Annotated in this window: 7 protein-coding genes, 1 tRNA gene and 1 pseudogene; 4 read left to right on the forward strand and 5 right to left on the reverse strand. The window is 70.4% G+C overall.

What is annotated here, in order from left to right; all coding sequences use genetic code 11:
* Positions 1-14 precede the first annotated feature (14 nt).
* Positions 15-287, reverse strand: coding sequence for a hypothetical protein (locus ER308_RS06880; RefSeq protein ID WP_131154289.1), 273 nt, complete (start codon positions 285-287; stop codon positions 15-17).
* A 413-nt stretch (positions 288-700) separates the two neighbouring features.
* Between ER308_RS06880 and ER308_RS06885 the strand changes: the two genes are divergently transcribed.
* Complete coding sequence (locus tag ER308_RS06885) at positions 701-1012, forward strand: hypothetical protein (RefSeq protein WP_131154290.1); 312 nt, start codon at positions 701-703, stop codon at positions 1010-1012.
* 315 nt (positions 1013-1327) lie between these two features.
* Here ER308_RS06885 and ER308_RS06890 read toward each other — a convergent pair.
* A tRNA-Thr gene (locus ER308_RS06890) sits at positions 1328-1403 on the reverse strand.
* Positions 1404-1559: 156 nt separating this feature from the next.
* Positions 1560-3944 carry a cell wall-binding repeat-containing protein gene (locus ER308_RS06895; protein WP_131154291.1) on the reverse strand — a complete coding sequence of 795 codons (2385 nt, stop codon included), beginning with the start codon at positions 3942-3944 and terminating at the stop codon, positions 1560-1562.
* A 470-nt stretch (positions 3945-4414) separates the two neighbouring features.
* Between ER308_RS06895 and ER308_RS06900 the strand changes: the two genes are divergently transcribed.
* On the forward strand, positions 4415-5005 hold the full coding sequence (locus ER308_RS06900) for a carboxymuconolactone decarboxylase family protein (RefSeq protein ID WP_131154292.1): 591 nt from the start codon (positions 4415-4417) through the stop codon (positions 5003-5005).
* On the forward strand, positions 5002-5871 hold the full coding sequence (locus tag ER308_RS06905) for an RNA polymerase sigma-70 factor (protein ID WP_131154293.1): 870 nt from the start codon (positions 5002-5004) through the stop codon (positions 5869-5871). Before ER308_RS06900 ends, ER308_RS06905 begins: the two co-directional genes overlap by 4 nt.
* 33 nt (positions 5872-5904) lie before the next feature.
* Here the strand turns inward: ER308_RS06905 and ER308_RS06910 are convergent, their stop codons facing one another.
* Together ER308_RS06910 and ER308_RS06915 are read right to left on the reverse strand one after the other, a co-directional pair.
* Positions 5905-8466 carry a sensor domain-containing protein gene (locus ER308_RS06910; RefSeq protein ID WP_165491874.1) on the reverse strand — a complete coding sequence of 854 codons (2562 nt, stop codon included), beginning with the start codon at positions 8464-8466 and terminating at the stop codon, positions 5905-5907.
* 141 nt (positions 8467-8607) lie between these two features.
* The gene (locus ER308_RS06915; RefSeq protein ID WP_131154295.1) at positions 8608-14124 is read right to left on the reverse strand and encodes a S8 family serine peptidase; all 5517 of its coding nucleotides are present in this window, start codon (positions 14122-14124) and stop codon (positions 8608-8610) included.
* Between the two features lie 423 nt (positions 14125-14547).
* On the opposite strand from ER308_RS06915, the pseudogene ER308_RS23145 reads away from it, so the two are divergent.
* Positions 14548-14640, forward strand: a pseudogene (locus ER308_RS23145) (hypothetical protein); the annotation flags it as partial.
* Positions 14641-14834: the final 194 nt, after the last annotated feature.

Consider the following 14834-nt stretch of genomic DNA (forward strand, 5'->3'; position numbering starts at 1 on the left):
CCTCCACGACGGCGCTAGCGCGCCTCTCCGGCGTCGTTCGGGACCGTCGCCGCGTCCGGGGGTTCCGTGGATGCACGGCGCGCCGAACCCTGAAGCGGCGAAACGATGCCGGCCAGGGCACCAGCGATCGCGGCGAGGATGGTGGCGAACGCGTCAGGCGCCGCGATGCCCGCGAGGATCATCCACGTCCACGCGATGACGCCGATCACCAGGTACAGGGCGAGCGCGCCCACGATGATGACGTACAACCACTCCTGCACCGTCTGCATCCTGCGTGACGAGGTCATCGGTCGCCCCTCTCGACTCTGATTTCGCGCACCCTACGCCCGAGCACGGCCGACGGGAAGCCCGGTGGGTGCGGTGACCCGATGGTGCAGCACGTCCCACGTCCTCATCCATGCGACGACACCGACGAAACTGACGAAACTGACGACGGCGGCAGCACGGTTCCGGATAGAGCCGCCAGGAGCCCGATGAGCTGCGTTTTCGCAGGTCACCGGGCGTTTCCCCCGGCGAGACGGTGGAGCCGGGAAGGAAATCGAACCCCTGACCTGCTCATTACCAATGGCCTCACTGGCGTTCCGGCGCGTTCGGTCGAGCCCGGCTGTATGCCTAACGCCCCGGCCGGTTACCTGCTCGACGAGAACCTCAGCTGGAGGGTCGGCGAAGCGCTGCGCCTCGTCAGCTATCCGGCACGCGGGTGCAACTCGAAGCCGAGCTTGGTAGCGGTACCGCAGACGAGCTAATTGTGGGGTGGTGCAGCGAACCCAACCACGTCTGGGTCACGATCGACCACGACGCCCGGTCGCGGCACATCCGCTTCTCGATGCTTCCCACCCTCGGGGTCCACGCCATCGTCCTGCGGCCGGAGCCCAGGGGTCCTCGCGAGCAGTTGTGGAGCGTCGTGACGCGGTTTGAGGAGTGGGAGCACGCCCTGGCCAACGCTCAGGAACGCGGACGAACCTGGGTCCAGCCACGCAAGGGTCGGTTGAAGCCGCTCAAGGGCAAATGACCACGCTCAGCGCGCGCATCCAGCTACTCCTCTGGGGGTTCCTCCCCGCGAGGCTCAGCTGCCGCTGGCTACCGGCGGACTTCGGCGATGGAGGCGGAGGCGGCGAAGCAGATCGCGCGACTCGTCAGCGGGGCTGAGGAGTGGATGGAGCGCGACTAGGCGCATGACGCGGGCCGCGAGCCTCGCATTGAGGCGGGGGCCACAGGGGTCCGCCCCTTCGCGTGACCAGCCGGCGCGGCTTGTGACCATCTCGTGACCATGCTCGGGCGCAGAAGCGCCCCGCCGAGTCTTGGCGGGGGCGACCTGCGGGGATGGTGGAGCCGGGAAGGGGAATCGAACCCCTGACCTGCTCATTACGAGTGAGCCGCTCTGCCGACTGAGCTATCCCGGCGATTCTGCTTCTCACGCGGCTGTCGGGCGCTCGGAGCACGGGGCTCCCAACAACCGGTTCCCCGGCTGATTCCGGCCCGACCGCCGTGCCGGCAGGCCAGCCTACTGCGATCCCCACCATCGGCAAGCTCGGAACGGTGCGTGCCGGCGGCGTCCTTCACTCTTCGGCGGCGCTGGCTTCACCGGCGGTTGCCTCGACGGCGTCGGAGATCACGGCTGTGCCGCCGAGGGTGACGTTGACCGAAGGTTGAATGCGGCGCAGCTCTTGGCGTGTGGACTCGGGCAGATGGTCACGGGTGACGAGCAGCACGGGGCCGTTGTCCGCAGCCGCGACGGGGCCGGCGGCCAGCGCGTCGGGGAAGTCCTGCCCGGTGGCCAGGTAGGCGGCGGCAACGCCCTCGTCGACAGTCGCTGCAGCGACCTGCGCAGCAGTCTCGAAGCGGTTCGCCCCGGCGATCCGGGCGGCGCCGTCCGAGGCGAGGTCGTCGAGTTCACTCTCCACTGACGCGGAGACCGCACTGGTGCCACCGAGCACCACGATGCGTTCGGGGTTCAGATCGTTGAGCGCTTCACGGGTGGCACCGGGCAACGAGTCGGGGCGGGTGAGCAGCATGGGCCCGCCTTGTCGGGCGGCGGCGGGCACGCCGGCGAGCGCGTCGGCAAACCCGTCCCCGGTGGCCACATAGGCCACCGGCACAGGGGTCTGGTAGCCGTCGGTGGCCAGTTCGCCGGCGGTGGCGTACCGATCGGCGCCGGCGATGCGCCGCACCGGCCCGTCGGCCGCGTCCGCGATCGCGACCTCAACATCCTCGTCGATGACGGCGGTGCCACCGGCGAGGACCACCTCGTCGGGCTCGAGGCGGTCGAGCTCGTCGGCGGTAACCTCAGGCAGCGAGTCCCCGCGAGTGAGCAGCACTGGACCGTCAGCGGTGGCCGCGCTGGTACCCGCCGCGAGCGCGTCGGGGAACTGCGAGCCGACCGCGATGTACACGTGGGCCACCCCGGACTCGAAGGCGTCCTGCGACAACCGCGCGGCGGTGCCGAAGCGGTCCGCGCCGGATATGCGCCGCAGCTCGAGACCGGGCTCGGTCTCGACCTCCTCGTCGTCCTCGGGCTCGGGCTCGGGTTCGGGTTCGGGCTCGGGCTCGGGCTCAGGCTCGGGCTCGGGCTCGGGCTCAGGCTCGGGCTCGGGCTCGGGCTCGGGCTCGGGTTCGGGTTCGGGCTCTGGCTCAGGCTCTACCTCGGACAGCGTCTGTAGCGTGCCGGTTGCGTCGATGCGGCCGTACACGACATAGTCGATCTCGGCACTTGAGTCCGTCAGGGCTTCGCGGACTTGCGCCGCCGAGGCGTCGGGTTGCTCGGAGATCCCGAGGCCGGCGACCCCTGAGACCAGCGGGGCGGCGCTGGAGGTGCCGCAGAACCAGCGGTACTCGTAGTTGCTGGTGGTCAGGTCGGTGGCCGGGTTGCAGCCCGGCGCGGCGACCTCGACCCACTCGCCGAAGGAGGAGAACGTGAACCGTTCATCGTCCTCGTCGCTCGCGGCCACCCCCACCACGCGGTCGTAGGCGGCGGGGTAGACCGGCTCCTCGCCCTCGGTCCCCTCGGCATTGCCGAAGTTGCCCGCGCTCGCGATCACCGGGACGTCGCGCTCCTCGGCGTAGGCGACCGCATCCCGCATGACCCGCACATCACTACCGGTGCCGAGGCTCATGTTGATCACGTCGGCGCCCGCATCGACCGCGTACACCGTCCCGGCGGCGACGTCGGACACCGAGCCGCGCCCGTCGCCGTCCATCACTTTCACCGGAAGGATCTGGCACTCCCAGCAGGTTCCTGCGATACCCGACTGGTTGTCGGTCAGCGCAGCGCTAACCCCCGCAGCGCTGGTGCCATGCCCGTTGCGGTCGGTAGTGTCGTCGGGATCGCCCTCGTCGGTGAAGTTCGCGCCCGACTCGGTGCCGATCTTGCCATCGAGATCCGGGTGGTCGGCCTGTACGCCGGTGTCGAGGATCGCGATCTCCACTTGCTCGCTGCCGATGGTCGTGTCCCACGCCTGCGGGCCATCGACCTGCCGCAAGCCCCATTGGTGCTCCCACAGCTCGTCGTCTGGCGTCCTCTCTGTCGCCACGACTCGCGCGTCTCGCTCGACGTGGCGCACCCCGGAGAGGGCGGACAGTCGCGCGACGGCCTCATCGGAGGCCTGCTCGGGCAACTCGTAGATCACCGCATCCAGTGGGGGCACGCGCCGGCGTTCGGTCATGCCGAGCTGGCCGGCGGCTTCGGCTACGGCCGTCGGGGGGCCGTCCGGGTCCGCGCCGAGCCCTGAGGGCTCGAGGTGCACGATCAACCGGTCGCTGTCGCCTGCGGGTGCGGCCGGCTCAGGAACATGATCGGGTGGCGGTTCGGACGGCAACGAGGCCGCCCCGGCCGCTGGCATCGTGATGAGCAACAGGCCGAATGCAGCGACGGCCAACAGTCCGAGCGCGCTCGACAGCACCGACGTGGTGGGCGTGCCGACACGGGAGTTCACCGCATTGCGCATGGACCAACTCCCTCAGTTGGGCTGGTTCGAACGGTCGCTGCACCAGTCACGGAGCCTGCAAGGCCGCGGGGTCAGCGCCGATCTCAGTCAAGGGCTCCTCGACCGCCGTCGGCAGCGGCTCGGAGATGGACAGCTGCCAACCGACGCTCCCGCCACACACTACGAAGGGTATGAGGCGTACTACGAAAGGTAGCCATACGCGCAGCAGAGCAAACCACACGCACGGCGGACCCCAGTCGGACTCGGAGCCGTAGACCAGGACGAACAGGCAACCCCGGTCGGCGCGGTGCGCGTCCAGCAGTGTTCGGTAGGTCCGGCCGGACTCGCGCTCGATATCGGCGAGCACGGGACGGTGCTCCCGAGGCGGCGAGTCATGCCAGCACTCGCGCCCCCGGCTCGACGAGAAGCGTCGGTCACAATCTGGCCGCGACCGGTGTCTTCATGTCGAGTCCACCACATAAGGAGGCGACATGACCAGCGCGACTCGCGTTCCCCCGGCCGAGGTCACCGGCCCGTTCGGGGCGATGCTGAAGCGGTCCAGTCGGAGGAGGTTCGGCGAGGTCCCGGAAGCGCTCGGGGTGATGTGGCACAGCAAGGCCGTACTGAAGGCGTTCTTCGGGCTCATGGGCAAGGCCCGGAAGTGGGACACGTGCGACCCGCAACTGAAGTCGTTCGCCCACATGGCCACGGTGTCGATCGTGGGCTGCAGCCTCTGCCTGGATCTGGGGTACTTCGAGGCCTACAACGAGAACCTCGACCTCAAGAAGGCCCGCGAGGTGCCCCGGTGGCGGGAGTCCGACCTCTTCACACCGCTGGAGCGGGAGGTGATGGCGTACGCTGAGGCGATGAGCCAGACCCCGCCAACGGTCGACGACGAGCTCTCCGCACGATTGCGAGAGCAACTCGGCGACACGGCGCTGGTGGAGCTCACCGCGTTCATCGGAGCGGCGAACCTGGCGGCCCGTACCAACGTCGCGCTCGGTCTCACGTCACAAGGCTTGGCGGCTTCGTGCGGGCTACCCCCGCTCGTCGATCCGAGCGGCATCGCGTCGGCTTCATGAGCGACGACCCGTTCATCACCCACCGCAGCCTGCTGTTCACGGTCGCCTACGAGATGCTCGGCTCGGCGGCGGACGCCGAGGACGTGGTCCAGGAGGTGTGGCTGCGGTGGGCGGACGTCGACCAGGCGAGGGTGCGCGACGCGCGCGCCTACCTCGTCCGGGTCGTCACCCGGCAGGCACTCAACCGACTCCGCACGCTGAGCAGGCGCCGCGAGGAGTACGTCGGGCCGTGGCTTCCGGAGCCGCTGCTCACCAGCCCCGACGTGGCCGAGGACGTCGAGCTCGCCGAGAGCGTCTCCATCGCGATGCTCACGGTCCTGGAGACGCTCGGTCCGACGGAGCGCGCGGTGCTCGTGCTGCGCGAGGTCTTCGACACGCCGTACGACGAGATCGCCGTGGCGCTGGACAAGTCCCCGTCGGCGATCCGTCAGATCGCCCATCGGGCCCGGAAGCACGTGGCCGCCCGACGACCGCGGATGGAGGTGAGCACGACCGAGCAGCAAGCCGTGGTGGAGCGGTTGCTGGCAGCGCTTCACACGGGGGACCTCCAGGGTCTGCTCGACGTGCTGGCGCCCGACGTGCTGGCGGTCGCCGACGGCGGGGGTCTGGCGCCCGCGGTTCGTCATCCCGTCACCGGCGCTGATCGGGTGGCTCACCTCCTGACCCGCTTCACGGAGCTCGCGCCGGGCGCCCGACTGGCCACCACGTGGCTGAACGGCGCCCCGGCGGTCCGGATAGATCTCGACGGCGAGCTCCACGCCGTGGTCAGCCTCGTCATCGACGACGGACGCATCACCCGTATCTACGCGGTCAACAACCCGCAGAAGCTGGGCGGGCTCGAGGAGCCGGCCCGGCTTTCCAAGTGAGCCGGCCCCGGCTCCGCGACGTCGCGGGTCGGCTCACCCGCCGCGCAGATCGCGCAGCGCTGCGACGATCCGGGCGGCGGGCAGTGGCCTGCTCCAGTGATAGCCCTGACCGGCCCCACAGCCGAGCGCACGCAGCGCTTGGAGTTGTGCCTCGGTCTCGACCCCCTCCCCGACGCAGAGCAGGTCGAGCGTGCCGGCCAGACCGATGACGGCCTGGATGATCTCTCGATGGCTGCCGGGATCCGGTAGAGGCGACACGAAGGACCGGTCGATCTTGATGGTGTCGATCGGGAACTGCGTGAGATGGGTGAGTGACGAGTAGCCGGTGCCGAAGTCGTCCAGCGCGATCCGCACACCCAGCCCCTGCAGTTGCTGGAGGGTGAGCAGCGCCTCGTGGGGATCGTCGATCATGGCGCTCTCGGTGATCTCCAGGCACAGCCGCTCCGGAGGCAGCCCGCTGCTGTGCAGCACCTCCTCCACGGTGCCGATCAGGCCCGATTCCACCAGTTGCCGTGGGGACAGGTTGACTGCCAGCCCTGGCGGCTGGCCCCCAACGCCGGGGAACATGTCGACCACTTCCTGACAGGCGCGGGAGAGAACCCACGCGCCCAGCTCGCCGATGAGCCCCACTTCCTCGGCCAGCGGCAGGAACTCCCCTGGCCCGCGCGTCCCCTTCTCGCGGTGCTGCCACCGCAGCAGCGCCTCGAGGCCCACGACCTCGCCCGTGCCGAGATCGATCTGGGGCTGGTAGACGACGAAGAACTCGCCCTCGTGATACGCGTGACGCAGCTCGTTGGCCAGTTGCAGTCGCTCGTAGGAGCGGGTGCGCATCTCCTCGTCGAAGACCGCCACCCGACCGGGCGCGTCCTGCTTCGCCCGGTCCATCGCCGCGTCGGCCTCGCGAACGAGGTCGAGGGGATCGTCGTCACCCTTGTTCAGGGTCGCACCGATGGTCGCGGTCACGTGGATCTCGCCGTCGGACAGCTCGTAGTGCCCGTCCAGCCCGGCGTTCACGCGGTCGGCCAGATCCAACGTTTGCTGCAATGCCGCGGCCTGACCGGCCGGCAGATCCTCGCAGACCACCACGAACTCGTCGCCCCCCACGCGGGCGACGGTGTCCCCGGCGCGGACGCTCGACCGCAGCCGCTCGGCCACCGCGGTCAACAGCTCGTCGCCGGCGTGGTGGCCCCAGCTGTCGTTGACGAGCTTGAACCGGTCGATGTCGATGAAGAGCACCGCCACCCGTGCGGGCTCGTAGCGGGCGCGAGCCAGCGCGCCCGCCAGCCGGTCGCGGAGCAGCGTGCGGTTGGAGAGCCGCGTGAGGGGGTCATACAGCGCGAGCCGCTCGTGTGCGGCCGCGGCAGCGTCCCGATCGATCGCCGAACCGACGATGTTCGCGACGCTGCGCAGGAACGCCGTGTCGTCGTCGGTGAAGTCCCGGGCGCGTCGACTGTGCACCCCGAGCACGCCGTAGACACGGCCGTCGCCGAGGGAGATCTGGGTGCTCATCCCGCTGTCGACGCCGTGCTCGACGAGGAGCCTGGGGGCGGTGAACCGCTCCTCGAGCCCGAAGTCGCTCACGACCACGGGCTTGTCGACCAGCAACGTGTAGCCGGCCTGTGAGCCGGCGTCGTTCGGGACGACCGCCTCACGAACCACCTCCTCGTCCCATCCGGTGCCAGCACGCAAGTGCATGTGTCCCGCCTCGCGATCGAGCTCGAGCACCTTGCACAGCTCCGCGTCGAGCACGTCGGCGACGCACACGCACACTCGGCGCAGGAAGACGTCGATGTCCGGTGTGTCCAGGGCCTCCTGGCCCAAGCGGGCGACCGCGCTCTGCTGGGCGATGCGACGCTGTGCCTCCTGTTGCGCACGGCGGAGATCGCTGATGTCGGTCGCCACCCCCAGGATTCCCGCCAGGCTTCCGTGCTCGTCGATGTAGGGGCTGTTGGTGATCAGGGCCGGGATGACGCGCCCGTCGCGGTGGCGGATCGTGAACTCCCCCGACCACTGCTCGCCGCGTCGGAGAGCCGCGAAGATCTCGCGTCCGCGGGCCGCGTCGAGTTCGCTCGCCGTCACCTCGACGACGTCCCGACCCAGGACCTCCTCGGAACTCCACCCGTACAACCGCTCGGCGGCGGCGTTCCAGTACTCGATGCGCCCCTCGAGGTCGGCGGCGACGATCGCGTCGCCGACCGCGTCGAGCAGCCCCGCTTGGTACCGCAGCCGAGCTTCGAGCTCGCGGGTGTCGCGCCGGTCGCGAAAGATGAGCAGCAGCGCCGCCAGCGAGCCGCCGGCGTCGCGGTGCGCGATGACCGTCTGCCATCCGGGTACCTCGCTGCCGTCCTGCGCCAGGAGCGCGGATTCTCCCCGCCAGACACCATCGTTGATCGCGGCGGGGATCGCCTCCTCGTGCAGCACCCGCGCCGCCCACTCGGGACAGAAGGCGGAGAACTGCTCGGGGAGCTGCTCGCCCAAACCGCAGAGGCGGCGCCCTGGCGAGTTCACCCAGCGCGGCCGGCCCGACGTGTCCATCGCGGCAACGAACGAGGTCGCCGCCTCGATGATCGCCTCGAGCTGATCGGCGTCGGCCATCACACCCTCACACGAGGTTCGCCGTCGCTGGGGGCGACGGGCAGACACCACGTCCGTCGGCGGCAAACGTGGCGGCTCCACCCTAATCGCTCGGACGCCCGTGACCCGGGCACCCATACGCGAGTCGGCGCCCCTTGCCGCTCACGCGCCGAGACGACGGAGCGGGCCGGGGTCGAGCCGGTCGGCGATCGCCTCCTCGGTGTCCGCGGTGATCACAGCGGAGCCTCCGATCAGATCGGCGCTGCTCACCGCCTCACCATGGCGGTCGAACCACGCCTCGGTGCCCGGTGCCAAGCCGGACCCGTCGCCGTTGACGAGCACCAGCACCCCCGGGGCCGAGCCGGCCACCAGCCCGTCGGGCCAGTGCTCACCGGTCGCGACGAGGAGGCGCTCCGCGGCAAGGCCTCGCTCGACGGTCTCCTCGGCGAGCAGCGCCGAGGTCTCGTAGCGATCCTCACCCGCGATGCGGGACACGCTCCCGGCAACGCGGTCGAGTTCGGCCGCCGCGGACTCCCCGACGACAGCGCTACCACCGATGATCGTGGCAGTGGCCCCGGCCGCGGCCTCCGCGGTCGCGGCGGCCAGGCCGTCGCCACCGGTGAGCAGCACCGGTGAGCCGGTCTCCGCAGCGAGGGCCGACGCGCCGAGCGCATCCGGCCAGCCCTCATGACCGTCGGCGAAGAACACCTCGTCAGTGGACCCCATCTCGTCGGCCACCGCCGCGGCGGTCTGGTACCGGTCGTCGCCGGCGACCCGCGACACCTCGATGCCGAGGTCACCGACCTGCTCGACCACCGTGTCCGAGACGGCAGCCTCGCCGCCGAGCACGATCACCCGGTTGGCCCCCAGGCGCTCGAGCTCCTCGGCGACGCGGTCCGGCAACGTGTCGGCGTGGGTCAGGAGCATGGGCCCTTCCTGCACGCCGGCCAGGCCGGCTCCGGCCAGAGCGTCGGCGGGATCGTCGGCCCGTGCGAGGACGGCCGTGTGCGAGCCCTCGAACCCGTCGGCGCTGAGCTCCACGGCCGTCTCGATCCGGTCCTCGCCGGCCAAGCGCTGCACGGAAGCGCCGACGTCGTCGGCCTCGGGGGCCGCAGCATCCGGGTCGGATCCAGCGTCCGCGCCCGGTTCGGCGTCCTCGTCGGAACCGTCGTCCTCGCCCGGCGAGCGGTCACCGTCGGTGTCGTAATCACCACCGCCGTCGTCGCCACCGCCGGTGTCATCACCACCGCCGTCGTCGTCGTCACCACCGCCGTCGTCGTCACCTCCATCGTCGTGGCCTCCGCCGTCACCGTGGCCTCCGTCGTCACCGTGGCCTCCGTCGTCGTCGCCTCCCCCGGCGTCGCCGCCCTCCTCGGGCTCGACGACGGTCAGGTGGGCGTCACCGGCGAGTTCCTGCTCGACGTCGGCGTCGGCGTCGGTCACCGTCCCGTGGAGGTGGTAGTCACCGGCCGACAGGTTGGGGGATGAGGCGACGGTGTAGTCGATGGTGACGAACTCGCCCTCCTCGACGTCCTCCCAATCGATCGTCCACGTCCCGGCGTCGTCGTACTCGGCCGGAACGGAGCCGTCCCAGTCCTGGACCGGCCAACCGAGCCCGACCTCCTCGCCACCGACCTCGTCGGCCTCCGACGCCGCGACGGACTCGTGCAGTTCGAGATCGCCGTCACCCGGCGCCTCGAAGGTCACGCTCACGTCGAGGGCGTCCCCGGCCTCGATCGCATCGGTCGAGAGCTCCCGCGTCGGGAACGTCACGCCGTCCCATGTGTCGAGTTCGCCGCTCCACGGGCCGGTGTCGAGGTCCAACTCGATCTCGTACGTACCGGGCTCGACCTCCTCGGTGTAGTCGAGCAGGTCGCGGGTGAACGAACGGTCGTCCCAGTCCGCAAGGCCCAAGTTGAGCAGGTCGCCGTCGGGATCGTGGAGCCCGAGCTCGACGTTCACGGGGTCGAGGCCCTGCAAGGGCTCCGGGGCCGCGCCCATGTCGGTCACCCGATCGAGGTCGGCGAACGGCTCCAGTGGCGACTCCGAGATGCCGTCGAACGCGATGCCGTGACCGTCGACGACGTCCCAGGCGACGTCGAACTCGGTGCCCTCGCCGGCCTCGGTCGCGATCTCGGCGTGGGCTTCGCCGCCGAACGAGAGCTCGTAGTCGACCGGCCCGACCCACTCGAGGCCGGTCACCGTCTCGGACTCGAAGAGGTAGTCGTGCGGGACCGTTTCCAGCTCGTGCAGCGCCTGGAAGCGGTAGATGTCGGGGGACACCACGACCTCGCCGGGAGCGAACCCGTAGCCGTAGGGCTCGGTGAACTCGCCACTGAGCCGCGCCACGGCCTCGTGGCTCTCATCGACCGGCTCGAGGTTGAGGTCGGCCACCGCCGCGAAGTGGTAGCGGTCGTCGGCCGTGGGGCCGTCGAGATCCGCGGAGGTGTACGGGGCCAGCTCCAGCCACCGGTCGTCGGCGATGGTGAGATCCTCGGTGAGCAGGTACTGCTCAGGGATTTCCGGGTCCTCGCCGAGCCCGTCGCCCGCGGCCGAGCGCGTCACGATGAGCGTGACGTCGCTGACCACGTCCGGAGCCTCGAACTCGAGCTCGCCGTCCGTGTCGGTGGTGCCCATCGGGATGAGCTCGCCGTCGTGGAGCACGTCCACGTCGGCGTGCGCGAGCGGGCCCGGCTCGGGCAGACCCTCGCCACCGAGCTCCAGGACCGAGAGCGACACGCTCGGGGCGCGGACCCGGAACGCATCGGTGAGCGGACCGATCCGCACGTCGTACGTACCGAGCTCGCTGCGGGTGACGGGGAAGTCGAGCTCCTCGGTCTCGCCCGGAGCGAGCGTCACCTCGACCTCGTCCTCGACCTCACCGTCGATCAGCAGCTCGGACGTGTGCGCCCCCTCGGACCCTCCGACGTTGGTGACGTCGACGGTCACCTCGACCTCCTCGTCGGACATGACGAGGTCGGGCTCCACCTCGAGGCCGCTGTGCACGAAGACCGGGGGGTCCTCCTCCGGCTCGCGGGCGACCCAGTCCACCGTGTTGTCGAACAGCGTCGACGCGTCGTCGGTCCAGTCCTCGGGCCCGCGGGTGGAGGACGACCCGTGGCTCGAGAGGAGCGCGTGGCGGTGATCGCCCGTGTCGTGGACACCGATGCCGCCGCCGTAGATCTCCTCGTCGCTGTCACGACCCATGTCGGCGATGGTCGTGCGATCGCCGTCCTCGTAGCCATCGAACCAGGCCATCCACTTGGTCTGGGAGCTGTCGTCGAGCGTGATGCGGTCGCCGGGCTCGACGCCGAGCCCCTCGAAGAGCGGGTGGTCCGGCTCGTCGGTCACCTCGTAGAAGGAGGTGTCCGCGTCCGCGGACGTCGTCGTGCTGTCGGTGCTCTCCGGCTGCCCGGTGACCTCGGAGAGCACCCGCAGCCCGTTGCTCGAGGAGAAGGCGTGGTCGAGGAACAACAGGCCCGTGCCGACGTCGGCGGTCTCATCCAGGAACGCGTGGAACTCCTCGTCGCTCGGCGTGACGGTGTCGTACCCCCAGCCGATCGCGAGGTAGTTGTCGGCGTCGACCTCGGTGAGCTCGTTGCCGCGGTAGAAGTCGACGTCGATACCGCGTTCGTCGAAGTAGTCCGCGAACTGGTCGCCGGGGTCGGAGCTCACCATCGCGACCTCGCCGACCGGGGCCTCCAGCTCGAAATCGGCCGTGGCGACGTCGTCGGCCTCCACCTCGACGGTGACGGGATCGGGTCCCGACAGCTCCGGGTGGGTGGCCGCCACCTCGTACGTGCCGACCGGCACCTCCGTGATGGAGTACTCCCCGTCGAGACCGGTCTCGTCGCGGAAGGCCACCGGCACGTCGAGCACCTCGCCGGTGACTCCGGGGATCGGCTCGCCGCTGTCGGCCAGGGTCGCGGTCCCGGCGATCTCCCCGGTGTCCTCGAGCGGGAGCGCGGCCGTCGCCTGGGTGAACTCCTCGTCGACGACCTCGATCCCCTCGACCGAGACCTCCTCGTAGCCGAACGCGTCGACGTCGAGATCGTAGGTCCCCAGCTCGAGGCGGACGGTGAACTCGCCGTCCTCGCCGGTGCGAACGACGCGATCGGTCCCGGCGACCTCCACGCGCGCGTCCTCGATCGCCTCCCCGGCCTCGTCGTCGCTGACCGTGCCGGTGATGCCGCTGTCGATGGCCACTCGGGCGGTGGCCTCGAACGCGTTGATCCGGCCCTCGCCGAACCGGACGTCCGGCGGCTCGTCGTCGTAACGATCGTCCCAGAACGCGGTGTCGACGAGGGTCCGCTCGAGCTGGTCGACCCCGAGGTCCGGAGCGGCCGAGAGCAGGAGCGCGGCCGTCCCCGCCGCGTGGGGTGCGGCCATCGACGTCCCGTTGGCGTAGCGGTAGCCACCCCCGGGCGCGGCGGACCACGTGCTGACGCCGGGTGCGGAGAGGTCGGGCTTGACGTACGAGGCGGGCCACTGGCTCGGCGGGTCGGTCCAGTCGTCCCGGTCGATGGTCGTGCCCGACGAGAAGGCCGCGACATCGTCGTCCGCGTCGGTCGCCCCGACGCCGACGGCCTCGTGGACCGCCGCGGGACTGCCGATGGTGCCCTCGCCGTCGTTGCCCGTCGCGAAGGCCGGGAACACACCGGCGGCGCGCATGTTCCGCGTGGGCTCGATCATCTCGTCCGCCAGGCCGGTTGCGCTGAGCGACATGTTGACGACGTCGGCGGGCTCGCCGGCGGGATTGCCGTCGGCGTCGGTGGGATCGATGGCCCACTGCATACCGGCGGCCACCTGCGTGAAGGTCCCCCCACCGCCCGGGATGACGAGACCGTGCATCATGTCGGATTCGGGTGCGGCCCCGATCGCGACGTCGGACTCGTCGCCCCCGTGGATCGTGCCCGCCACGTGGGTCCCGTGATCCGAGCTGTCGGCGGGCTGGGACTCGACGAGCCCACCGTCGCCATCGAACTCCATCCACCCACCCGGATACGTGGGATCGTTGGGGTCGTCGCTGACCATTTTCCCCTCGAGGTCCGGATGGTCGATGTCGACGCCGGTGTCGAGCGTCGCGACCCGGGCGCCCTGGCCGTCGATGCCGAGCTCCTCCCACACGCGGTCCGCTTCGATGCGGTCGAGGCCCCACGTGATCTCGTCGTCGACGATCGCCGCGTCCGGCTCCTCACCGCCGGGCTGCGGATCCGGCGCCTCGACCTCGAAGTTCGGCACGAGGCGGTCGACACCCTCGAAGGTGGCAAGGGTCGTGGCCTGGCCGAGCTCGGTCAGCTCGACCAGGACCATGTTCTGGATCCAGAAGCGGTTGACGACCTCGAGGTCGCCGATCTCCTCGGCACGCTGCTCGATCTGCTCGTCGAGTGCGCCCTGGGCGGCTGCGGCGCTGGCGCGCAACTCGGCGACCACGTCGTCCCGGTCACCGGCGACCGCCGCGACGTCATCGTCGGCGTCCAGCACGACGAGCGCCTGTACAGGATCTGTCTCGGTCACCCCGGGCTCGGCCAACTCGGCCTCGAGATCGGGGTGGATGTCGGCGGCTCCGTCGGGTTCCCCGTGCGCGGTCGCGGCGGGGAGGGCCAGCACCACCGCCGCGAATCCGGCGAGCACCGCGAGGGGGGCCCAAACCCGAGCGGGCAAGGTCAGTGCGTTCATGGGTCCGTTCCTTCCTCCGTGGCGGTGGTGCCCGGGGAGCGCCACCGGTGGGACAGCGGTCACCGGCCATGGGAGGGCGTCGGGACCTTGAAGGGTCGAGCCTCGACTCCCGTTGCCGGCGGACCGACTCGTGCGACGGAACGTATGGACGAGGGCGCGCACCGTCGTGTCCGCCTCCGGCCAGCGGCCTCAGGCGGACAGCGAGGCTCCCCTTGCCGGAGGTGGTACGGCCCCTCGATCGAGGGAGCGGGATATCCCACACCCGCGGGTGGATTGCCACGAAAACTATTCGGGACTTGCGTCGGATCATGAAGCCATCCACGCTGAGTCGTCCAGCGATTACCCGTCGCGACTCGGGGGGGATGCAAGATCTCGCTGTCGCGCGTCGGTCTCGACGCACTCGAGGAGCGTTGTTACCGCCTACTGGTCCGCACGCAGGCGGCTGACATCACGGAGCTCGCGGACACGCTCGGTGCGGCCGCCACCGATGTTGCGCTCGCCCTGGGACGGCTCGAGGAACGCGGGCTGGCTCACCGCACCACGCACCGCGCCGCCTTCCGGGCCGCGCCACCGGAACTGGCGGTCGAGTCGCTCATCCGGGAGCGCGAGCTCGCTCTCGAGCAGGTCAGGATCGAGGCTGCACAGCTCGGCCAGGAGTTCCAGGAACGGGTCACGAGCGACGAGACCGGCGGGCTCGTCGAGGTGATCCA

This window comes from Egibacter rhizosphaerae (assembly GCF_004322855.1).
In the GTDB taxonomy this organism is placed as follows: domain Bacteria; phylum Actinomycetota; class Nitriliruptoria; order Euzebyales; family Egibacteraceae; genus Egibacter; species Egibacter rhizosphaerae.